Genomic DNA, 23,839 nt, shown 5'->3' with positions numbered 1-23,839 from the left:
AAATCGGGTTATCAGTTCACGAATTTCTTTGCGAGTTGTTTCTGGGAATCTGCATGGTGATGGTGGTTCCGGAATTGACCTCCGATTCGATCCACATCCGGCCACCCAGACTCCTGGTCACAAAATACGCTTTACTGAGGCCGAATCCACCTCCCATAGTCTTCCTCTCCAAAACGTTGGATGCCCGGTAACCGAAATCCACCACTTTCTCAATTTCATCTTCCGGTATGCCGGCACCGTTATCCGATACCTGGATCGTGATGTGGCGGCCGTTGTCGGAAAGCCGTGAAACAATTTTCCCGCCGGGAGGAGTGTATTTGCGGGCGTTGGCAATCAGGTCGCGAAAGCAATCGGCCAGCACATAGGGCATAACGATCTTCTCGTTGTCCACACTGGACAGGTCCAGGGTAACCAGATAGTCGCCTTTACGTTTGTCCCGCAAATCATAGACGATATCGTAGCTTCCCTTGCTGTTTTTTGCGATAGCCGACAGAAAAGTCGTAATGCTTTTTTCAATTTGTGAGAGGTCGTGTGTAGCCCAGGTTTCCGGTTGATCGTATCTGGCAAGCAGTTCACGGACACGGATGTGAATGATTCGGAACAGCGAGCGTATGTTGTCAACCGAGGAGTATATCTCCTTGCTCTTGATGTCGGTATGGCGAATCAGCTCGAGTTCCTTCTCAATTTCCTGTTCCACAAAAACATGAAATTCCTGCATTTGATGGGATGTGATCAGAGCCGGGCTGTCGCCGCCGAGGCTTTTCCGTATGTTTCCGATCACCTGGAGACAATCGTCAAAAGCGGTGTTTGAATCAAGGTGATCCCGCAACTGCAAAATTTCCGAATGAAGGATATTAATGATATTCAGAAAACTGTGCATGTTGAGAAGGATAATCTGCTCTTCGAGCAGATCCACGTCTCGTGTGATTTCTTTTTCCATCCGGATAATTGATGATGAGGGCTGTTCCAGTGCGCTTTACAGTCCGAATTTCTCCGGTCATTCCGAAGATACTGATATCGGAACAGGTTCGGTACTCTGACGTGCCACATATTTTGCAGGGTATGTAACGCTTTGTCAGAGCTTGGTTAATGGATTTTTGAATGAATAGTGCCGACCCCGCTTTAAAAAAAAACTCCATGGTTCCGGGAATGATTTCAGGTCGGATTTGCTTTTTGGGTTGCGCAGGATGAGTTCGAAGGCAGCCTGCTAACATGGAGATTATTCCAAACAAATTCACCCAAACCAACGGAACCATGAAGTACAATAATACTGGAAAACCGGGTCTGCTACGTCTGTTTCTGACAGCTGTTCTCCCGCTGATATTACTGACATCTCATGCTATAGCCCAAGATAGCAATGCCGGTGACATCATTGCAAGCGAAGAAACCGCCCGCGCGCAAATCATCCATAACGCGGCCGACCCCGCCGCCGAAACGGTGGATATCTATGTCAACGGCGACCTGTTCGTTGAAGCGCTCTCGTTCCGCGAGGCTACCGCATTTGTGGATGTGCCCGCAGGAGTGGCCCTGACCATCGAGATCTATCCCGCCGGAGCCGATCCCGCAGGTGACGCGGCCTACACCCTGGACGGAGCCAATTTTGCCGCCGGTGAGACCTACACGGTGATCGCAAACGGAGTGCTGACCGACGGTTTCGCGCCCAACCCCGACGGCACGTCGACCGCATTTGACCTGTTTGTTGTTGAGGGATCGGCCGAGACTGCCGCCGACGGAGGAGTGGATTTCTTCATCTGGCATGGCGCGACCGACGTCCCGGCCGTGGACGTGTGGGTGCAGGATGGACCGGTACTGGTAACCGGTGCGGCTTATACCGCCCACACTGATCTCATCTCCGTGGATGCGTCCCCCTACACGATCCTGATAGGCCTGGAAGGCTCATCCGAAACGGGCGATGCGCTGTTTGAATTCATGGCTGACTTGTCAGGAGCCGACGGACTCGGGGCTGCCGTGCTCGCATCCGGGTTTTTGAGTCCGGGTGACAACCAGGGCGGCGCGTCACTGACACTGCTGGTAGCTCTTCCCGACGGCACAACGCTGGTGCTTGATCCCGAGGGCGTTTCCACAAACGCGGGCACGTTTGTGGATCAGCCGGAGCTTTTCCAGCTGGCACAGAATTACCCCAACCCCTTCAACCCGACAACACAGATAGCAATTACGCTTCCCGAAAGCTCCGACGTGACACTGGAAGTGTTCAATATCCAGGGCCAGAGAGTGGCCACTCTTGCGGAGGGAAGGCGTGAAGCGGGTGTCCATTCCGTGACATTTGACGCCTCTTCGTTGTCAAGCGGACTTTATTTGTACCGCATCCAGGCCGGGACCTTTTCCGATGTCCGGAAAATGATGCTGGTCAAGTAGCGTCATTTGACCGGCTGAAATAATTACTCCCGAGGTCGGATGACCCGGGATTTGATTAGATTGCATCACCATGTGTATCAGAAAGCGGGTGGCTGTCGTAATGGCGGCTGCCCGTTTTTTTTAACCGTTTCAGTGGACGGGAACAGCCATATTCTGTTACTTGATCAGCGTCATCCCGCGTGATCCGCGGTACAGCACCTCTCCACCATCCGAAATAACCTGTATTTGCGCGAGGTACATGCCGCTGGCCCATCCGGCCATCCGGATCGTCAGTACGTGGCTTCCCGCCTGCAGCCGCCCTTCCTCATAGCGGTTAACCAGCCTGCCGTCAATCGAATAGACCGTGACCGTCACTCTTCCGGGTTGCGCCAGCTCAAAGGGCAGCAGGGTTTGGTGGTTAAACGGGTTCGGGTAGTTTTGCAGCAGGGAGAACGCCTCGGGAACCGGGACTTCCTCCTCATCGGCGGCAAGTGGTGTGGAGGTGATGTAAATGTCATCCAGGCGCAAGATGGGTGGATTTCCGCCGGACCCGGTTTCTGAATCTGCGCCGCTTTTGCCGGGGGAGGCACTCTGACTTCCAGCCGGAACGTCGCTGTCCGCCCGTTCGTTTTGCCGGATTTCCCCGGCGCCGGATCCAGGTTCGTTTGCAGCCGTTTCATCGATTCCTGCCGCTTTTCCGCTTCCCGCATCGCTCATCTTGTAATAGCGCCACATCAACTGGACATAGGGCTGATTCTCTGCGTCACCGGGAAGTGTCACCGGTCCGACTACAGCTTTATGGCCAGGCTGATCGTTGCTCCGATAAAGTACAGGCAGGTTGCGGTGGTCGAGCACCGGACGAAACGGCTCATCCGTGTCGGTCCGGTATTCCAGCCGAAGGGCGTAATCCCGGTCATTTGGCTGGATGGTTTCGGCGGTCCAGCTTACATCGATAAAATGATGGTCGATGGTCCGCAATCCGACGAGAGCTCCACCCAAACGATGTTCATAGGGATCCATGGCATCCCCGTCCGAGTCGCTGTTGGCAAAGGCGATGCCCTGATCTCCCAGTCCCAGGAGGCGGGTTCCGGTGTCACGATTGTACGGCATATCGATGGTTCCCGCAGGCCAGGCCTCCGTTCCGGGATGTTTGCGGTCCATGTAGAGGAAATGCATATGATCGGGGAAGCTGCCGGGGGGAGCATCGCCCGGCCAGTATCCGAAATTGAAGGGGCCATCGGCGAGGTTGTGCGACGCCGGAACATGATCCGGCGACTCATCGATCTCAAACAGGGCTGTAAGTGTAATGTCACCGTCCGGAACCAGGGTCATTTGCGCGGAGCTGTGATCCGGGAATTCGGCCCATCCTGCGAACCGGTAGCCGCTGCGGGGTATGGCGGTCACTTCGACCGGAACCTCTGTAAAGTAGATGCCTGACCAAGGATAGGGCGTGTCCGAAACTCCTCTGGTGTGACCGTTTACCGCCATTTCATTTATTCTGATATGGCCGCTGCGCGGAGGGCCGTTCACATCAAGCGTCACGGTAACCGTATCTCCCAGATCAAAATAGTGCATCAGGTGTTCCCGCATATGGAACGGGCGTTTTTCGGCAAAATGGTTCATCACTTCGATGTGGCTCTCCCAGGAGCTTCTTCGCAACGGGTATCCCCAGCGGTCGATATGCTCCTCGATTACCGGATCAAGCAGTTTCCGATAGTGATCAATATGGCGCACTACATACTCCGACGCCAAAAACGAATTCAGATAGTCGGCGAACCGGGTGATGAAACGATGTCGGAATTCCGGGTTTTCCAGGAGCTTTCGCAACTCTATCGTCGACCAGGTCGGGTTGGGAGCTTCGTCGCTCGGAGTGCCGGTGGCGACGGCCAGCATGTCATGGTAGGCATCATCCCAGCGGTTTTGATGTCCGAAGCCGTAATCGGTGTCGATGAGCATATAGCGCCAGCGTCCGTCCAGTCCCGGCGGCGCGTCCGGGTCGTATTCGGTTCGTGCACGAAAATACTCGCGGTTGTTGCCTGGCCAGTCGAGATTGTTGATATATATGTTTGCGATATTATAATCCAGGAAATTGTCGATGTCGAGCAGGGTGCTTATGTGGGCGTAGTGGAGGCCGTCAGGCAGATTATGGTCTCTCAGATAGTTGCGGTACTCCTGATAGTGGATTCGGTCTCCTTCGGTGACGGTGGACAATGCCCCGAGATAGTCGACGTGATCCGGGTCGAGGCCGTAGGTACGCGCGAGATAGTGGCGGTCGTACCGCTCCCTGATATTCATGATACCCCAGTATTCTCCGTTGATGAATACAATTGCCGGCCGGTAGGCCTGCGTATCCATGTTAAGGTGGCTGACCAGCCCCTGGCTCATCGCGTCCCGAAAGAGTGTGCTTGAACGGTAGAAATCCTGACCGGAATTGCGCAGTATCAAACGGTTGTAGGAGGGAGGCTCATCTGCGGACCCACCGGAAGCCTGGTATTCGGGGTGGGAGTCCGGGTGGTCGAAGAAGGCGTATTCAAAGCGGCGCTCCCCGTATTCACTTCGCGCATAGAGGCGGAGGGATTTCATGGGCATGGCGCGCGACATCGCCCCGTGAATACGGATGCCGATATCCTGGTGGTGTAACCGCCCCTGCTCCGGGTCGAAGAACTCCATCGAAGCCGGACGCTCCCATGCCATGCCACGGTTGAAATAGTTGGCATAGGGATGTCCCCAGGGCGGCACGTACCAGTTATCTTCGTAGCGTTTGCCGGGAATGTAGATGCCGGTTTCGTGATCGAACAGGCTCAGGGAGTCGGTGGCCAGAGAGATCACCGGCAATGGATAGCGGTCGGCAAAAGGCCGGGTGTCGGCCGGATCATCACCGGATACAAAAAAGGTATGGGTTGCAATTCGCGAAGGCATGGCATCGCCATTGAAAGCGCGCATACGGAGTACCGTTGCCAGAAACGGAGTTACGGCCGGCTCTTTCCAGGCGTGCTGTTCAGAGGTTTCCGGGGGATTGGTCGGAATTTGTGACAGCAGTTTGTCGGCAGGTTCACGGACCCCGATCCGGAACGAATCCGGCATTATCGGATCACTGAGCGTGGGCTCCGATCCGTCCAGGGTATAGCGGATGGTGTCGCCGGCCGAGGCGGTTGCCTCAAGGACGATTTCGCGTTGGTAAAAACCGCCCTGGTGCGATAACACCGGATCGGCGGCCTGGCCCCGGTAGGCAGGTTTGGTATTGGGTGCGCCGGGACTCGGTTCCGTGAAAAAGTACCATTCCTGCGCACCGTCCGGGTAGCGCCCGTATGAGATGTCGGAGGGGATACGTGTCGGGGCGACCTCGTCAATACGGGTTCCCTGGAAATGGGTAAGAAGAATCGGCTCTCCCGCCTGGGCGATACTGAAGCCGGTGTGCAGCGGATTCGCGGGATCGCTCCGGTCTTTTCCGGAAGCCCAGATCAGGAGAAACTCACCGGGCGCGATTTCCGTGCCGGGAGGAAGGGTCCATCTGAAAGGCCGCCCGGGGTCGTCCGACAGCCCGAACCAGCTTACATTCACCGTATCCACACCCGTATTGTAAAGCTCGATCCAGTCTTCGTAATCCCCGTCCTCGTCGGCAAGCGTCGTATTGTTGGACGCCTGGAGCTCGTTGATGACTACCGCAGGCTGCCCGTTGACGGCGCTTGCGCCCGAAAGCGTCAGGAGCCACGCAATAATGGGTGCTATAAACAAGCGGAACGAGTACACGGTGGAACGATGATACGGTTGAAGGATGCGTTGGGTTTATACCAGTAGCATGGTAAAAAAATAACCGGGATTCTTCCGGTTTTATTTGATGAGGGTCATTCTTTTTGTTTCTGACCACTTGCCGGCTTCCATCCGGTACAGATAAATACCGCTGGCCAGTTCGGTGCCGCCGGAAGGGCCGAAAGTGATCTGGTGCCGCCCGGCACTGCGCTGTTCGTCAAGCAGCCGTGTGATGTGCCGGCCGGTGATGTCATATACGTCGATCACAACATGTTCCGCAACCGGCAGCGTGAAGGTGATATGGGTTTGCGGATTGAAGGGGTTCGGATAGTTCTGGTGCAGGGCATAGGTGTCCGGCTGTTCCTCAGGGATGCCGGTGGGTGTTTTTTCTTCTCGGAATTCTGCTGCGAGCCGAACAGGCTCCGTCATCGGCAGGGTCAGGGAAGGATCCGTGCTTATGGTGATGGGTGTTCCATATGGCTCACCATCATCCGATATCCGGCTGTTCTGTGATTTGCCGGTGCTGTCGGGAGGTTGCTCCGGAGGTATCGAGACCCACCTCGCAAATTCAAAGCCATCCTCCGGTACTGCGGACAGCTGCACGGGAATATTCCGGAAATAGGTGCCCGACCAGGGCCAGGGGGCATCACCGACCCCGGGTGTCGACGGATCAATGGCAATGGAATTGACCTGGATGTGCCCTTTGCCGGGGGTAGTAACATCAAGGAGCAGGGGGATGGTATCCCGGTTGTCATAGCGCATCAAATGCCGCATTTGGAAAGCGGGTCGGCCTTCGGCAAAGTCACGTATCTCTGCCACCTCCTGCCGCCACGCGTTTTTGCTCATGGGATACTCCCAGTTGCCCGCATGTCCGCGGCGGGCGATGTGCTCGGCAATTTCAACGGCATAGAGGGCTTCCAGCGAATCCAGGAGCCCGTGAAGCCGCTCCGGCAGAAAAGCGGTATTCAGCATGTCGGCAAACCGGTTCATGAACCGGTTACGAAACGACCGGTTGTCCATAAGCCCGTCAAAGACCAGATTTGCCCAGGGTTCACGGCCATCGCCGGTTACCCGGTCCAGGGTGTTGTTGTTGATGGAGGAGAGCCAGCCGAACCCCCAGTCGGTGTCGAACATGAGCCACCGCCAGCGACCGTCCTGTTCCGGTATGGAGCTGTCTGGACGGTATTCGCCGTGGTTCATCCGCCAGAAATCGATGTTGTTGTGTGGCCAGTCGCGGTTGTCGGAGTATATCTGAGCGATGAAGTAGTCGATGAGGTTATCGGTGTCGATGTGCTGTTTGACATACTCGTAATGTTCCGGTTCCGACATGTCCCGGCTGTTTATGTATCCGCGAAGCACCAGATAGTCCGTGTTGTCTCCCTCTTTGGGAGTCTCCGCCGAGCGGGTCAGCAAGTCCAGCTCATCTTCCCCGACATCGTAATGCGTCTCGATATAGTGGCGGTCGTACCGTTGCCGGATGTTGTAAATGCCCCAGTACTCGCCATTCAGAAACAGGATCGCCGGCCGGTAATGCTGAATGTCGAACTGCATGTGCCCGACGCTTTCCTGAATGAAGATATCCCGGAACATGGTGGAGGTCACATCCTGACCCGATTGCCGCAGTATCAGCCGGTTGAAATCGTCAAGCTCCAGGTCCGGAAAGAATCGGTACCGGAACCGGCTTTCGCCATAGTCGCTGCGGGAGTAGAGGCGGAAGCTTTTCTGAGGGAAAGCCCGGGACCATCCCCCGTGAATCCGGATGCCGATATCCTGGCTCACCACCTGGTTTCCATCCTCATCAAACATCACCATATGAGCCGGCCGCTCCCAGCCGCGCCCCCGCTGGTTATAATTGGCAGGAGCACCACCATTGAAATTCCTGCCGCCCTGCTCAATCCACTCCTCATGAACACGGCCCAGCACGTAAATCCCGTTTTCGTGGCCGAAAAGATGGTCGGGGTCGGTGGACAGGTTGATCACGGCGAAGGAGTAGCGGTCGGCCCCGTCATCATGGATAAAATAGGTTTCGGTCATCGCCGGACCCGCGATGTCGCCTTCGCGGAAGGCCCTGGCCCGCAACACTGTGCCCTTGTACACGTTCTCTTCGGGTGATGCCGCCGGCGCGTACCGGTGCGAGATGTCAAGGATTTCGGAAAGGTCGTTGGGTTCTTCGGAACGGTCGGTTATGATGACTGGGCCGTCATAGAGCGGCGAATCGGCCGTCGGCTCGGATCCGTCCAGCGTATAACGAACCTCGGCGTCCCCGGGGTAGCCGCTCAGGTTTACGGTAACCTTCCCGGCATGAAACCCGCCGGGCGGATGGGCTTCGGGCGCATTCAATATGCTGTTGTACCCGGTGGCTGCGGTGTTGCAAGCACCGGGCGTGGGTTCCTGAAAAAAGCGCCAGGTATCGGACCCGTCGGGCTGCCGGCCGAAAGAGAGATCCGACGGAATCGGTGTCGGCGGGACCTTATCTATCAGATTGCCGTCAATGTCGGTCAGCACCAAGCCCTCACCTTCACGCGCAATTGCGAAATTCGTATGCAGCGGCTTACCGGGTGTTGCCCGGTCTTTGCCGGAAGCCCAGATGAGGAGATATTCGCCCGGAGGGATTTTTGTGCCGGCCGGGAAAATCCAACGGTAAGGCTGGCTGTGGTCGTCCGACAGGCCGAAGTAGCCGATATACGCGGTGCTGGCGCCGGCGTTGTACAGCTCTATCCAGTCTTCGTAGTCACCATCATTATCGGGAAGTGTGGAGTTGTTGGATGCCTGGATTTCGTTGATCACCACGTCTTTCGCGTTTCCGCGGGCCGGGTCTTCGCTGCCGGTGCTCCGGGCAAGCAGCAGGCCGGGCAGAAGCAGCAGCAATATCGGCATGACTGGTATAACACGGTAAAACATTACAGCGCGGTGATCTTTTGCCAAAGAGGTCTTGTTTGTCCGGATGAGGCGGCCGGCATGGACTCCCGACGTGTCGTGCTTACCTGTGTTGAAGGTTCGGAATGCCGTTACATTTCCACATTAGCCCAAAAATCCGTCGGCAGACTATTTGTGCCTTTTTTTCAGCTCTTCAACAAGGTCTTCGATTTTCATGCCTTCGCCGACGAGCAGCATCATCAGGTGGAACAGCAGGTCGGAGGCTTCATAAGTGAACTCATCCCTGGAGTTCTTCACCGCAATGACGGTCTCCACGGCTTCTTCGCCCACTTTCTGTGCCAGCTTATCCCGGCCTTTCCGGAACATCTTACTGGTGTAGGATCCCTCCGGGAGTCGGGTTTTGCGTTCATAGAGCAACTCCTGAAGTTCGTTCAGGAAAGCGAGTCCGCCATCGGGGCCATCCGGCCTGGCCGGGGCATGGTAGGGAAGCTGATGAAAACAGGAGGTTTCGCCCGTGTGGCAGGTTGGTCCGACGGGACTGGCTTCCACCAGAATGGCGTCATTGTCACAATCGTGCTGGACGCTGACCACATTCAGCACATTGCCCGATTCTTCACCTTTCATCCAAAGCCGTTTCTTCGAGCGGCTGTAGAAGGTAACCTTGCCGGTTTCGATCGTTTCCTGCAGGGCTTCCCGGTTCATGTAGCCGAGCATCAGCACCTGTTTGGTGTGGCTGTCCTGAATTACGGCCGGTACCAGTCCGCCGTCTTTGTCAAAATCAATATCCTTGGCTGAAATCATGGAAAAGGGGGTTGTTGCGTCGGTAAGTTATTCGGCACCAAAACCTGTGGGCGGGGACGGCTATGGCGCCTGTCAACCCTCACGGGCATGCGTGTTGCCGGTTCGGGCAAGGGCCTACAGGCGTACGGCTATGCCGGCATCATGCATGGCCTGTTTGAGGTCGGAGATTTCGATCTCGCGAAAATGGAAAATACTCGCAGCCAGTACCGCGTCCGCTTTTCCCTTTGTGATGGCATCCAGGCAGTGGCCGATGGTTCCGGCCCCGCCACTGGCAATCAGCGGAACGGCCACAGTCGACGATACCAGGGCAAGCAGCTCGTTGTCGAACCCGATCTTGGTGCCGTCGCGATCCATGCTGGTGAGCAGGATTTCGCCGGCGCCGCGCTCGGCAGCCTCCCGGCACCAGTCGATGGTGTCGATTCCGGTATCTTTTTGTCCGGCATTTATATAGACATTCCACGATCCGTTGGTTCGCTTGGCGTCGATGGCGGCCACTACACACTGGGAGCCGAACCGGTCGGCCGCTTCGGTGATCAGGTCGGGGTTGCGGACAATGCTGCTGTTCAGCGAAACCTTGTCGGCTCCGGCATGAAGCAAAGCCTCGATTTCATCCACACTGCCGATACCACCTCCTACGGTGAACGGTATGCGGATGTGCCGAGCGATGTCGCGCACCAGCGGTACCAGGGTTTTGCGCTTTTCATTGGTGGCGGTGATATCGAGGAAAACGAGTTCGTCGGCGCCTTCGTTGGAATAGCGTCCGGCCAGCTCCACCGGATCGCCCGCGTCCCGGAGGCCTACAAAGTTAACCCCCTTGACCGTGCGCCCTTCCTTTATATCAAGACAGGGAATGATACGTTTTGCTAACAATACTTCTGCTTTTTTGGTGTAATTGTTTTACCATCCGGTTCGACAAGTTTTTTTCCGAACGGCTTTTTCCCGGTATCGCAATAGCCGGGAAACGTGGCTTTATCATCCCAAAATAATCAAATTGAACAACATATGTTTGCCTTCTCACATCGTTTGTCCCTGTTGACCCTGTTGGTCGCCCTTTCACTGTCCGGCCTGGCCTGTAACGGCGAGGAGCCGGTAGTCACCGAAGAGGAGTTTCAGCTGACCACCCACGAAGCCTTTTTCGAAACCCTCCGAAGCCTGTGCGATCAGGAATTCTATGGGGAGACTACCTATCCCGAGGATCCCGATCATGAAATGGTCGGAGCCGAGCTCTACATGCATGTCGCTGTGTGCGAAGAGAATGAGATCAGGATCCCCTTCCATGTGGACGATAACACGTCACGTACCTGGGTGCTGACTCTGCAAGACGGAGACCTGCTGCTTAAACATGATCATCGCCATGAAGACGGCACCCCGGAAGACCTCACCAACTACGGCGGATTTGCCGATCATCGCGGTGATGCGTTTCGCCAGTTTTTCCCCGCCGATGACGAAACCGCGGAGATGCTGCCGGAAGCATCCACCAATGTCTGGATGATGGAAGTTGATCTGGAAGAGATGACGTTTGTCTATTATCTCGAGCGCCACGACGAGCCGCGCTATCGTGCCGAATTCGTTCTGGCCGATGATATGATCTACTGATTTCTGTGCTTCGATACACGGCGAAGAAAGCTCACCAGGCATGAAGCCGATGATGTGATCTGTCGATGTCCGTGTCCGGCCGATAGGTATGCTCCGGTTTGGAGTGTATCTGTTGGTGGATGTGGCCGCTGCCCCGGGCCGAATTGTTCCCCCGCTCCCCGATGCGATGGCACAAAAGATCTGTTTGTAGCACGTAACGGTGCATTGCGGTACCGTCCGGCCGTGAATTCTTGTATTCACCTCATCACCACGTAAGTAACAGAGTATTCGATCATGAAAAAAATGAATGGCAGGCGAGAACGTCTTTGGCAAGGTGCTATTACGCGTGGAACCATGGCGGTTTTGATTTTTCTGATGGCGGCGCCGGTACTGCTTCTCGCGGACAGCGGAGAGCGAAAGGCACTGGAGTTGACGATCTATCCCCGTTTTGCCTGGGTCCATGACAGCCGCGAAGTGCAGCTGCCGGCAGGTGAAAGCCGGGTGGTTTTGGATCAGTTGGCCCGGCAGATGGATACCGGGTCGGTGCATCTGGTTGTGGATGGAGAGATAACCGAACTCCGGATTGACTCCGAATTTCATGGGTGGGACAGCCTGTTCCGGGAACTGACCGGCCGGCACATCCGCATGATCAGTGAGACCGATCAGCTGATTGAGGGAGAACTGGTGGATTTTTCCCAGGGGCGGCTCATCCTCAAGCTCGACAGCGGGAAATACACTCTGCTGCAGAATCCCTACCAGTATCGCCTGGAGTTTGACTCCATGCCACCCGTGAAAAGCGAGGGCGCGCGTATCCACGCCGGTATTTCTGTCGGGAAAGCCGGAACCTATGCGCTGGACTTGTACTACATTGCCAATAACCTGTCGTGGCAAGCGGATTACAGCCTGGTACTGGATCACGAATCCCGGAAAGCATCGCTGGAAGGCAGGGCCACGATACGCAACCTTACCGGCACCGATTTTTCCGGGGCAGGCCTGCGCCTGGTGGCCGGCGAGGTTTCGGTTACACCCCGCCATGCCTACGACTATTTCGGTGCGCCTCATGGCCGGGAGATGATGCGGGCTGATGCCGCCGGCACAGCGCCGGAGCCGCTGGCGGACTACTACGTCTATGAGCTGGACGGGAAACGGGATCTCCGGGAGCAGGAGACCCTCCAGATTCCCCTCATAACGGCCTTCGATATCGCCTTTGAAAAAGAGTACCGGCACACAGCCCGGCCGTTCTCCTCCGGGTTCCGGGATGCGAGAAGCGTATCGGTGACCTACCAGTTTTCCAATGAAGGGGCCAAAGGGTTGGGGAACCCCATGCCGGCAGGTGAGGTCAGGGTCTATGAAACCGGAGAAGCCGGCACCGGTCGACGTTTGGAGCTGCTGGGCCAGGACCGTATTTCAGGTAAAACCGCCGGTGAGCGGGTCCGCGTGACCACCGGCGAGGCGTTTGATATCGCGGTTACCGAACAAGTGTCCGCACGGGATCAAATAGCCGGAAGAACACAGGAGGAACAGCGTCAGATCACGGTCAGTAACGCATCCGGCGATGACGTGGTGGTGATGGTTGAAGTGCCGCTGCACGGGGTCCGCCGAATCATGAAAGAGAGCATGGAGCCTGAAGAGCAGTCGGCCGATCGCCGTGTGTACGCTGTAGCAGTTCCCGCCGGGGGCGAGCAATCGCTGGAAATTACCGTTCGGCAGGAGTAGACGGATCGGTGGCATCCGGGTTGTGGCAGGCTGATTGCCGTTAATCAGGGTTGTGGTAGGCGATCATCCTCTCGAGACTCAGTTTACCTTCGTAAAAGGCCCGGCCCACCACCACGCCGTACATCCCTTCGATGGCGAGGTGTCGCAGGTCCTCTTCATCGGCGACACCTCCCGATGCGATGATGTTCACCTGGGGGTACCGTTTCGAAATTTCGTTGTACAGGCCGGAGTTGATTCCCGTGAGCATTCCGTCGCGCGACACATCCGTACAGAGGATGGTTTTCACCCCCAGGCGGACCATTCCGCCGAGAAAATCCATCGCGCTTTCATCCGAGGTCTCCTCCCATCCACCGTAAGCCATTTTGCCGTTTTTGATGTCCAGACCGAGGATGCAGGTGTCACCGCCGTACATGTCGATCGAGGCCTGCCACTCGTCGGGATACTGGGCTGCCATCGAACTGCTTACGATCCGGGCGACACCGGCCTTGATCAGTGTTTTGATATCACCGCGACTCCTGATCCCCCCGCCGCACTGGACGCTTACGCCGGTTTCCTCAATGATCGTTTCAATCACGGGCAGGTTGACAAATCGCCCTTCCCGTGCTCCATTCAAATCCACCACATGGATATGCGTAAAACCCGCCTCACGAAACCGGTTGACGAATGAAACCGGATTGTCGGAATAGACGGTGACTTCGTTATAATCCCCCTTTTTCAATCTCACAACCTGTCCGTTCAACAGGTCGATGGCAGGAATGACTTGCATCTGTAACTTTTCCCCAGTTTTAAATGATTTGTTTGCTTCTACAGTCGTTTTAAAATAGGGAAATCACCGGTAAAATCGAGGCCCGGTTTTTCACCGGCAGACCGCTGTCTCACGCCGATACCGGAAATCAACAGGCCGCGCTGTCACACACCTTTACTCGAGATCGGCCAGCCGCTGTCACACACACTCTCTGTCCGGAAACCGGCGGGGGTTTTATCCACAGTTGTGCGATACCCTTACTCTTTTGGGGGAATGGTACCGGAAGTGGGCCACTGCACTTTTTTCCAGAGCACCCAGATCCCGAACAGGATAAACGGAATGCTGAGAAGCTGGCCCATTCCGACCATCCAGGTTTCGGTGAAGGCGGCCTGTTCCACCTTGGTGTATTCAATAAAAAAGCGGCTGGTAAACAGCAGGATCATGAACACACCGGTAAGCAGCCCTTCCGGCGGTTTTTTTCTGAAATAGTAGTACAGCGCGACCAGCACGACCAGTATTACAATGCAGATCAGGGCTTCGTACAGCATGGTCGGATGGCGCGGAAGCAGATCCTCCCTTGCGAAAATAACGGCCCAGGGCAGGTCGGAGGGAAGGCCGATGATTTCGGAATTCATGAAATTGCCGACACGGATAAAAGAGCCGCCCAGGATTACCGGAATACTCAGGCGGTCGGTCAGCCAGAAAAAGGTGATCTGCGGATACTTTCGGATGTAGAGCCAAAGCGCGATCAGGATCCCGACGGTGGCGCCGTGGCTGGCCAAACCACCCCGCCAGAGTAACAGCACCTCGTGGATGTTCCGGATGTAATAGTCGAAATCATAGAAGATGACATGGCCCAGCCGTGCGCCTAACAGGGTCGCCACCACAATGTAGGTGAGAAGGCGGTCGGCCAGCTGTACATCCACGCCGGCATCCCGGAAGAGTTTGCGGCCGATAAAGTAGCCGGTGAGAAAGGCCAGCGCGAACAGGAATCCGTACCAGCGCACGGTAATGGGTCCGATTTGCTCGAACGTCGGGCCCGGCAGTACCAGGAACAGGATCTGGCCGATCGCCAGCAGCGCGATGAACAGCCCGAACGACTGCCATCCCGTGAGCTCCTCATCCGGATCACCGGAGGCACCCTCCTTCCGTTTTTTTCGCCGCCTCTTTTTGCTTTGACTGTCATCGGCCTGGCCGGAGAGATATTTGGCCAGATAGCCGGGTAGCAGCAGAAAAGCGATCACCGCCAGAATGAGTCCGGGTATGCTGAAAGCGAACGGAAGGGAGATTTCGCCGAACTGATGCAGGATCGGCTGTCCTTCCCAGTAAAAATGATCAGAAGACATGGGGACGATAACTAGTGGGTGAGTTCAGAGAATGTGGTAAAACATTGTGCAGTGCCGTGTATTCATGATGCGATAGCTACCCGCCGCGCCGAAGCCAAAGGTTCATGCGTAACCGGCATCCTGTTGTCACAACGGCATGAGTGCGGGATTGTATGTGGTGATAGCATCGGTATTGATTCAGGAGCGGGGTAACCTGCCGGAATCCGCTCAACCGAGTTTGTATATCGAGCCTTCGGGGCCATCTTCCACCGAAATACCAAGTTCCGCAAGCCGGTCGCGGATCTGGTCGGCCGTGGTCCAATCCTTGTTCTTTCGCGCCTGCTGACGCAGATCCAGGAGCAGTTGCATCACCCCGTCAAACGGCAGGTCGCCGGAGCCGCCGGCCTGATCCTCGGGTGACCAGATCGCCAGCACATCGCGGCAAAACAAGGCGACAAAATGGAACAGGTCATCAACATTGGATGGGGCGTTGCCGTTCTGAAGTCCCGCTTTTAACGGACGCAGCTGCTCAAACAGAAACGCGATCGCTCGCGCACTGTTGAAATCGTCGTTCATCCGCTCGTGCAGCCCCTGTTTGAGCGCGCCGATGTCAAATGCGGCGGCGTGATCGTGCGTATCCGGCCCGTTCTGCCGTTCCGTCGCTGATGCCTCTGATGCCGTTGCGGCAGCGTGCAGCAGGTTCAGCACCTCCACCAGGTTGCGGTAGCCGCTTTCAGCTGCCTCCAGTGCCGTTTCTGAAAAATCGGTGGTGCTTCGGTAATGGCTCTGAAGCAGGAAGAACCGGATCACTTCCGGCGCCCATGTGCGGCTCAGGAGCTCATGGCCTCCGCTGAAAAACTGCTCGAGTGAAATGGCGTTTCCAAGGGATTTACCCATTTTCTGGCCGTTGAGCGTCACCATGTTGTTGTGCATCCAGTAACGAACAAACGGTTCGTGATGCGCCCCTTCACACTGTGCAATTTCACACTCGTGATGGGGGAACTGGTTTTCCAGTCCGCCGCCATGAATGTCGATGGTTTTGCCCAGGTATTTGGTGGCCATGGCGGAGCACTCGATATGCCATCCCGGAAACCCATCCCCCCAGGGGGAATCCCACTGCATGATGTGCGAATCGTCGGCTTTTTTCCACAAGGCGAAATCAGCCGGATTCCGTTTGGCGCTGCTGGATTCCACCCTTGAACCGGTCTCGGCCTCATCCAGCGAGCGTCCGCTCAGCTTGCCGTAGTCCGGCAGGGAGGTAACGTCGAAATAGACATTGCCGTCCACTTCATAGGCGTGCCCTTTGGCAATCAGGGTTTTGATCATGGCGATCTGCTCGGGAATATGGCCGGTTGCGCGTGGCGAGATGTCCGGCCGCATCACGTTCAGTCGGTCCATGTCACGGAAATAGCGATACGTGTACTTTTCGGCGATTTCCATCGGTTCCAGTCGCTCGATCCGTGACTGTTTGGCCATCTTGTCTTCGCCCTCATCCGCATCGTCGGTCAGATGCCCTACATCGGTGATATTCTGCACGTACCGTACCCGGTAGCCCAGATATCGGAAATAGCGCACCACCACATCAAAACTCACATAGCTTTTTGCATGCCCCAGGTGAGGGTCGCCGTAAACAGTCGGGCCGCATACATAGATTCCGACGAAACCCTCTTTCAGCGGTTTGAAGGTCTCTTTTTTTCTGGTAAGGGTGTTGAAGATCTGAAGGTTCTCCATGTGGGGTAAATGGAAGATTGTGGTTTGAGATTGGGGATGGCCGGTGTGCGTGAACCGGTCTGCAGGCTGCCGGAATGTATCCGAAGATACGAAAGGAGGGGCGAAAGGATAAATGGCGAATTTATTTTGCCGATATTCCGCAACATAGACTGCGGGATTTCTTATTTTCGGAGGGCTGTCGATCAACCGATAACGCTCAACGCCGAACCCAGGCTGCCGGATATGCCCATGACGGTCAAGAAGGAGAATAAAATTTACCAGAAACAGGCGGAGGACATCAGGCGACTGTTTCTCCACGGACTCGAAGCCGTGGCCCCCGAAAAGATCATTCGCGATAACGTGATCCCGGATGATGATATCCTGAGTGTTTGCGGGCGCTCCTACGCCCTGCCGGAGGATCGCCGGATCTGGGTGTTCGGCTCCGGAAAGGCGGCCGGACGCATGGCGCTGGAGCTCGAGCGTGTTCTGGGCAAATGGATCTACGACGGGATCGTTATTTGTCCCTACGGACTGAAAACGGATACCGAACGTATTCAGCAGTTTGAGGCGTCCCACCCGGTGCCGGACCTGAACAGCCTTACCGCCACATTTGAGCTGATGGAGGTGGCCTCCGATGTGCGAGAGACGGACCTGGTCATCTATCTGATGAGCGGCGGGAGCTCGTCCCTGCTTTGTATGCCTCATGATGATCTTGAAATGGAGGATATCCGCGGCCTGTATCGTGAATTGCTGCGATGCGGGGCCCCGATCCGGGAGATCAACCGAATCCGGAAGAGTGTTTCGAAAGTGAAGGGCGGCAAGCTCCGGCCCTGTTTTGGCGAGGCCATGGTGGAAGTGCTGGCCATTTCGGATGTGCCGGGCAATGATCCCGCAGACATTGGAAGCGGTCCGCTGGTCGATGACCCGGTCGGCCCGGAGGAAGCGCTGGAGCTGCTGAGGAAATACGATATCGACAAGAGAGTGCCGCGTGCCGTTCTGAGGCTGTTGCTGAAGCCGGAAGCTCCAAAAGCGAATGCGGCGGCGGGAACAGGGTTTTTCAGCCAAAAGCCGGCCGGCCGGTCTGATGATGGCCGAACGGATGCCGGGGAGACATCCGCCCAAAAATATCCCACGCATTTCAATGTTCTGGCCAGCGCCGAGAAAGTTGCCGAAGAGATCAAAAAAGGGGCGATTTCACTGGGGTATCATGCCCATGTGCATGAGGGGTTTATGACGGGTGAAGCCCGCAAGGTTGCCAAAACCATTTCGGGTGAGGCGGTGGATGTGCTGGTGCGCAACCGGCCGGTAGAGAAACCCGCCGCGTTGATTTACTACGGGGAATCAACCGTTACGGTGAAGGGCAACGGCAAAGGCGGCCGGAATCAGGAAATGGCGTTGAGTGCGGTTATGGCCCTGGAGGGACAGCATCATATTACGTTTCTGAGCGGGGGAACCGACGGGCGTGACGGCGAGACCAATGCCGCCGGGGCCGTTTGCAATGCACAAACCGGGCTGGATGCCAGAAAACTGGGGGTGGACCCCGAGCCGTACCTGGAAAACAACGACTCCTGGAATTTTTTCCGGAAAACAGACGGTTTGCTGCAGATCGGCGTTACAGGTAACAACCTGATGGATATTCAAATAGTGTTGATAGAGAAATGATTTGGGACTCCCCCGGCTATTTCTGGTTGTTATTGTTGATTCCTTTGCTCTATGGCGCCGGGCGCTATGCAGCCTGGCGCTTCCGGAAACGGCGGGAAAAATACTTTTCGGATACCCTGTTTTCGCGGTTGCAGCCGCATCGCGTGGAACGAGCTCTTCGCATTAAGGAAGGGCTGTTTTATGCGGGATTGCTGTTTTTGATCATGGCACTCGCCGGACCCAAAATCGGAACTGAAGTCAGGGAAGTGCATCGTGATCAGCTGGATCTGATTGTCGCCCTTGATCTTTCCCTGAGCATGCTGGCCGAGGATGTGCGCCCGAACCGTCTCGAGAAGGCGCGTTTTGAAATTAACAGGCTGCTGGAGCATTTGAGCAATGACCGCATCGGATTGCTTCTGTTCACGGGCCATGCCATGCTGCACTGCCCGCTGACCACCGACTACTCCGCGTTCCGCATGTTCCTGGATATCGCCGAACCGGATATCATGCCGTCGACCACTACCGATTTTCGGCCGATGTTTGAAGAGGCGGTAAGTGCTTTTGAGTCCTCATCGCGATCCGGGCGCGACGATCCCGCGCGGGTGCTGATGATTTTTTCCGATGGAGAGGACCACATGGACCGGTACAGCGAGCCGCTCCGGCAACTGCTTGGGATGAATGTATATATCTTCACGGTTGGCATCGGGACCGAAGAGGGGGGACGCATCCCGCATCACCATCCCGAGACCGGGGCATTTGTGGATTTTCACCGCGACCGTCAGGGCCAGGTGGTAACGACCCGGCTCGAGCCGGAGATACTGCGTGAAATGGCGTCACTTTCCGGGGGGCAGTATTTCCAGATTTCGCGGACGGCCCACAACATCGAGGGGTTCATCCGCCAGCTGGGACACCTCGACCGCAGTACATTCGCAACCGAAGAGATTACCCTGTACCGGAACCGTTTTGCGATACCGCTGACTCTCAGTCTGCTCTGTTTTACAGCCACATTGCTGATACCGGGCTACCGGAGGCCGGAGCATACCCCGCCTTGATGTCCAGCCCTGAAAATACCATCAATGCAGTGTGAAAAAGTCCGGATCTCTCTGTATCATGGGGCTTCTTTTCAACCAGTAACCATCCCATGATTCGATATTTTATTCTTGACCTTGACGGCTGTCTGACAATTCCGTTTCGTTCGCCCGACTGGCCTGCGGTAACCCGTATCCGGGAGCTGCAGCTTCAAAGCAGGGACACTGAGCACATCCCTAGTCTAACTCTCTGCACCGGGCGTCCGCTTCCCTATGCAGAGGCGGTGGCCCAGTGGCTTGGAATCCGTGATACCATCATCTTTGAAAGCGGCGGCGGGTTTTATCACCCGGAAACCAACAAACTGACCTGGTCGCCCCATTATACCGAAGAGATAGCGAAGCAGTCCGGCGAACTACGGAAGTGGTTTGAGCGGGAAGTCTTTCCCCGGTTTCCGGAGGTGATGCACGAGTATACGAAACACACCGACATCGGCATGGTGCACAACGACTACGGACAGATCCGCAAGATCTACGAAATCGCACGGGAGAAAGTGGAAGCGGAGTATCCCGCCTTAGAGGTTCATCATACCGAGATATCCGTGAATGTGATTGTCAGGGCGTGCAACAAGGAGTCGGGCCTCCGTTTTTTTGCGGATGAGTACGGCGTTTCAAGCGGGGAGATTGCCTATATCGGGGATTCATCCGGTGACCTGAAGGCGCTTGCATGGGCCGGCGCGGCGTTTGCGCCTTCGAACGCCATCCCGGAGGTGCGCCGGGTAGCTGCTGTGATGTCGGGCGAAGCGACCAGGGGCGTGCTGGAGGCGTACGAACAGCTGATAGCGCGTAACCAGAAGCCGGACGGGAAGGATCAGGGGTAAGCCGGCAATCAGTCCGAAACGTCGAGCCGTCGAGCCGGCAATGCAATTACCGCATGGAGCGCGTTTGGTCGTCTTCAAGATACTCTTCCATAAGCTGGAAGTAGCGCTCAATGAGCCGGCGGTACTCTTCGCGGAACCGGGTGTAGTCGGTTTGCTGAACCCCTGCCCGGATTCTCTCCCGGAGCTCCTCCATGGTCATTTCCGGGACATCGCGCGGGTCGTAGTCGCCGGCGGTCTCCCCGAGGCGTTCATCTTCGTCCTCGTCCCGTTTGTGGATGGATTCCTCGACTTCCAGCATTCGTGAAAGGATATTTTGCTGCCGCTCGACCATCAGGTCATCGGTTGAGCCGCCGCGCAGATCGTTGATCGCATCCTCCATTTCCCGGGCCATTCGCTCGATTTCACTCATCAGCCGGTCGCCGCCGCGGCCGCTACTCCGCTGCAGGCGCCGCATCTCTTCGCGGATTCGGTTCTGTTCCCGGGCCATTTGTTCGAGACGCTCCATATGGTCCTGCGTAAGTCGTTCCCCCTGGAGGTCGTTGATAAAGTCCTGGATCTGCTGGTTGAGCTGCTGCTGGTCCTGCGACATCTCCTGCATTTGCTCCATCATCTGGTCCATGCTCATCATGCCGCCGCCGCCATCGCCGTCGTTCTCCATCTGATAGAGCTGATCCAGCAGGTCGGCCAGCATGGTGCCGATCTCGTTGAGGCCGCCAAGTGCGGTTCTCTCCTGCGCAACGGCACTGGAGCGGTTTCGGTCGATCAGGTAGCCAAGCGCGCGGTCCATGTTGCGCTGGACATCCCTCTTCCGGTCATTGATCCTGTTCGAAAACTGAGAGATTTCGGCAGATACCTGGTAGAGCGAATCGGTGATCATGCCGAACTGGCCGCTGATGGTTCTCTGGCGCCGGGCCTGTTCGATAAATCCCGGACTGTTCGAAGCCAGATCGGAGGTACGATGCACCACATCCTCCTGTTCTTCGGAGAGGAGCAGGAGAGTGTCGAGGATGTATTCCAGGGCACGGATATTGATCGAAATGGATTCCTGCTGCATCTGCATCCTCATGCCCGACATTTGTTGTGCCATTTCCTGCATCTGACGGCTCATGTCCTGCTGCTGGTTGCGGATCTCATCCGAATCCGAACCGTTGCCGTTACCGTTGCCGCTGTCCTGCATCTGCCGGATGTTATCCTCCATCTGGTGGTCGAGCTGATCCATGCGGTCTCGCATCTCGTCACTCATTTCACGGATGCGGTCTTTGCGCCGCTCCGGACTCTTCTCCGGCATTGACTGGATCTTGTCCGACAGCTCCTGCAGTTGATCGCGGATCTGTTCCTGCTGCCGGATTTCCTCCTCGCCAAAGGACTCCTGCCCGGAGAGTTCGGATTCCTGCCGGCTGAGTTCTTCCAGCAGCTTCGAGGCCCTGTCGAGGTCGGCGTCAAGGCGAAGTGACTTGAACAGCTCCATGGTCCGTTCCAGCCGCTCCCGGTACCGATCTTCGTTGAACTCTATGTTCTCAAGCTGTTCCCGGAGCTGACGCTGATCCATATCGCCCAGGTTTTTCTGCATCTCTTCCAGCAGGCGCAGGATTTCGGGGTCGTCGATTTCGTCCATCAGGTCCTGCAGCTCCCGGTAACGGCTGAGCGTTTCCTCCGACATGAGGTCCTGCGACTCCATGTCGCGCGTCAATTCATCAAACTGCCGCCGCATCTCCTCGATCTGCTCCTCGATATCACGACGCTGATCCTGGATGTCGTCGAGAATCTGTGACTGCTCCCAGTCATCGTCCGGCTGTGTCTGAATCCGCTCCCGCAGCTCCTGCATATCCTGCTGCATCCTTTGGTAGGTCTCTTCCACTTCCGAGAGACGGCTTTCAATCGCCTCCTCCTTCTCCTCCTGCTCAAAAAACCGGGAGGCCAGCGACGGTATCTCGATGATGTGGGTGGCGGAACGGCTGGTCTGGTAGCCTTCGACCTCGTTGTTGTCGGTGATTTCAATCCAGTATTCCAGCCGGTCCATCGGTCCGAGGTTCATTCTGCTCACGTCCCAGTCGTGGTCGGCCATGCCCCGGTTGCGCTGCGGAGTTTCCAGCGTAACCATCCCTTCAACGGGCACATCCACAAAAGCTTTGTGCAATCGGTAGTGAAGTTCGGCCGCCGTAAACCCGTAATCGTCCTCATACTCATAGAGCAGTGGAACGGTTCCCTGGATGAACTCGTGAACATGCCGCTCCGGACTGAGAATCTCCACATGCGGCGGCCGGTCCGGGATCACGCTGAGCCGGAATCGGAACGGGTTGCTGTTCTCCAGGCCGAAAGAGTCGCGCATCACAAAATGGAACCGGTCATCTTCACGGGCGGCAAACTCGGCTGCGATGAGGGTATCGGGCTGGATGTGGAGGGTGTCTGCACGAGATTCGGAAACAAGCCCCAGCTCTGCAAGCGGCTTGTTTCTGCTCGAACGAATTTCGATGCGTGATCCGGCGGGGGCATCCATCCGGTTGAACGGATAGGTGTTCGAGATGCTCTCCATGCCGGTGTACGGTGGGGGATGGGCGGTCACGACGAGGTCCTGAAGCCTGGGGAGCAGTTCCACCCGGACCCGCTTCCGCTCGCTTCTGTGGCCGTCCATTTCAACAAAAAAATCGGCGTCCTCAAACAGGTCGGCTTCCCGGGAGGCAAAGGTTGCGTCGCCGGTGGAGGTCATTCCCTGGATACGGGGCCGATCCTCCCGGTCGGTCTGGAGACCGAGGCGAACCTGGCCGGGAACCGTGCCCTCGAAGTCAACCCGTACCCGAAACGGCGAGCCCTGTTCGATGATAGTGTCGCCCGGGGTGATTGTGAATTCGAAGGGGATGGGTCGGTCATAGGAGGCCCAGAAAGTGCCGGTGCGCTGGAGGGCATCACCGAATAGCAGGAATCCGGCGGCCAGCAGCAAAACGCCGCTTCCGGCGGACCACCTTGCACGCCGGTAGAGGTGGGTGAGCGGGAGGGAGGCGACATAGGCCGAAAGCTGTTGCTTCGGCTCTTTTTCGGCAGCCCGCTCCAGGTTCTGTCGTATGGCGGCTTCAAGCAGGTCGGGATCGGCCGATCCGCGTTTAAGTGAGAGGTCCATCACATGCCGCAACTCCGGCAGGTTCATGCGGTCGGAGGCTTCCCGGTAAAATGAGGTAAAGTCAGGGAGGGCGTATTCTCTGCGGATGTACAGGGCAATCAGGAGCGCCAGAGCTACAGACATGGCCCAATAGGCGGTTTTAAACCAGGGCGGCAGGAACAGAAGATGCTCCAGTAGCAGAAACAGGAACAGGAGCACAGGGACAGCCGCCAGGCCGCCGGTCAGCGCGGTCCGTTTCAGGCGCTTGCGCAGTGTCCGGTAAGCGGACCTGAACAGCGTTTCAATGGATTCATAATCAGGGTGTGATGCCATGGAAATGTTAC

15 protein-coding genes are annotated in these 23,839 nt (G+C 56.5%); 6 read left to right on the top strand and 9 right to left on the bottom strand.

Annotated elements, in window-relative coordinates:
• Nucleotides 1-16 precede the first annotated feature (16 nt).
• Entirely contained in the window at nt 17-940 is a 924-nt protein-coding gene (locus QA596_11445) for a sensor histidine kinase (protein MDG5768076.1), read from the bottom strand.
• Nucleotides 941-1,254: 314 nt separating this feature from the next.
• Between QA596_11445 and QA596_11440 the strand changes: the two genes are divergently transcribed.
• A complete protein-coding gene (locus tag QA596_11440) occupies nt 1,255-2,376 on the top strand; it encodes a DUF4397 domain-containing protein (protein MDG5768075.1) in 1,122 nt (373 codons plus the stop codon).
• A gap of 156 nt (nt 2,377-2,532) precedes the next feature.
• Here QA596_11440 and QA596_11435 read toward each other — a convergent pair whose 3' ends face one another.
• The 4 genes from QA596_11435 to hisF form a co-directional block, all read right to left on the bottom strand.
• Entirely contained in the window at nt 2,533-6,090 is a 3,558-nt protein-coding gene (locus QA596_11435) for a CotH kinase family protein (protein MDG5768074.1), read from the bottom strand.
• Nucleotides 6,091-6,186: 96 nt separating this feature from the next.
• The gene (locus QA596_11430) at nt 6,187-8,982 is read right to left on the bottom strand and encodes a CotH kinase family protein (protein ID MDG5768073.1); all 2,796 of its coding nucleotides are present in this window, start codon (nt 8,980-8,982) and stop codon (nt 6,187-6,189) included.
• A gap of 168 nt (nt 8,983-9,150) precedes the next feature.
• A complete protein-coding gene (hisIE, locus tag QA596_11425) occupies nt 9,151-9,783 on the bottom strand; it encodes a bifunctional phosphoribosyl-AMP cyclohydrolase/phosphoribosyl-ATP diphosphatase HisIE (protein ID MDG5768072.1) in 633 nt (210 codons plus the stop codon).
• A gap of 114 nt (nt 9,784-9,897) precedes the next feature.
• Nucleotides 9,898-10,653 (bottom strand): imidazole glycerol phosphate synthase subunit HisF, encoded by a 756-nt coding sequence (gene hisF, locus QA596_11420; GenBank protein ID MDG5768071.1) that lies wholly within the window; start codon nt 10,651-10,653, stop codon nt 9,898-9,900.
• A gap of 132 nt (nt 10,654-10,785) precedes the next feature.
• On the opposite strand from hisF, the gene QA596_11415 reads away from it, so the two are divergent.
• Both QA596_11415 and QA596_11410 read left to right on the top strand, forming a co-directional pair.
• On the top strand, nt 10,786-11,379 hold the full coding sequence (locus tag QA596_11415; protein MDG5768070.1) for a hypothetical protein: 594 nt from the start codon (nt 10,786-10,788) through the stop codon (nt 11,377-11,379).
• 273 nt (nt 11,380-11,652) lie between these two features.
• Nucleotides 11,653-13,074 (top strand): hypothetical protein, encoded by a 1,422-nt coding sequence (locus QA596_11410; protein MDG5768069.1) that lies wholly within the window; start codon nt 11,653-11,655, stop codon nt 13,072-13,074.
• A 40-nt stretch (nt 13,075-13,114) separates the two neighbouring features.
• On the opposite strand, the gene hisA is transcribed toward QA596_11410, so the two are convergent.
• The 3 genes from hisA to cysS all read right to left on the bottom strand — a co-directional run bounded on the left by hisA (nt 13,115) and on the right by cysS (nt 16,875).
• Entirely contained in the window at nt 13,115-13,840 is a 726-nt protein-coding gene (gene hisA / locus QA596_11405) for a 1-(5-phosphoribosyl)-5-[(5-phosphoribosylamino)methylideneamino]imidazole-4-carboxamide isomerase (protein MDG5768068.1), read from the bottom strand.
• Between the two features lie 236 nt (nt 13,841-14,076).
• Nucleotides 14,077-15,165 (bottom strand): prolipoprotein diacylglyceryl transferase, encoded by a 1,089-nt coding sequence (gene lgt / locus QA596_11400; protein ID MDG5768067.1) that lies wholly within the window; start codon nt 15,163-15,165, stop codon nt 14,077-14,079.
• 207 nt (nt 15,166-15,372) lie between these two features.
• The gene (cysS, locus tag QA596_11395; protein ID MDG5768066.1) at nt 15,373-16,875 is read right to left on the bottom strand and encodes a cysteine--tRNA ligase; all 1,503 of its coding nucleotides are present in this window, start codon (nt 16,873-16,875) and stop codon (nt 15,373-15,375) included.
• Between the two features lie 228 nt (nt 16,876-17,103).
• Between cysS and QA596_11390 the strand changes: the two genes are divergently transcribed.
• From QA596_11390 to QA596_11380, 3 genes are all read left to right on the top strand, one after another.
• Entirely contained in the window at nt 17,104-18,516 is a 1,413-nt protein-coding gene (locus QA596_11390) for a DUF4147 domain-containing protein (protein ID MDG5768065.1), read from the top strand.
• A complete protein-coding gene (locus QA596_11385) occupies nt 18,513-19,547 on the top strand; it encodes a VWA domain-containing protein (GenBank protein ID MDG5768064.1) in 1,035 nt (344 codons plus the stop codon). Before QA596_11390 ends, QA596_11385 begins: the two co-directional genes overlap by 4 nt.
• An 89-nt stretch (nt 19,548-19,636) precedes the next feature.
• Nucleotides 19,637-20,401: an HAD hydrolase family protein gene (locus tag QA596_11380; GenBank protein ID MDG5768063.1), complete on the top strand. Its 765-nt coding sequence runs from the start codon at nt 19,637-19,639 to the stop codon at nt 20,399-20,401.
• Between the two features lie 46 nt (nt 20,402-20,447).
• Here QA596_11380 and QA596_11375 read toward each other — a convergent pair whose 3' ends face one another.
• Nucleotides 20,448-23,828 carry a DUF4175 family protein gene (locus QA596_11375; GenBank protein ID MDG5768062.1) on the bottom strand — a complete coding sequence of 1,127 codons (3,381 nt, stop codon included), beginning with the start codon at nt 23,826-23,828 and terminating at the stop codon, nt 20,448-20,450.
• Nucleotides 23,829-23,839 lie beyond the last annotated feature (11 nt).

The sequence above is a fragment of the Balneolales bacterium ANBcel1 genome (assembly GCA_029688905.1).
In the GTDB taxonomy this organism is placed as follows: domain Bacteria; phylum Bacteroidota; class Rhodothermia; order Balneolales; family Natronogracilivirgulaceae; genus SLLW01.
The sequence above is the reverse complement of the archived record's forward strand: the minus strand, read 5'-3'. Positions and strand labels throughout refer to the sequence as shown.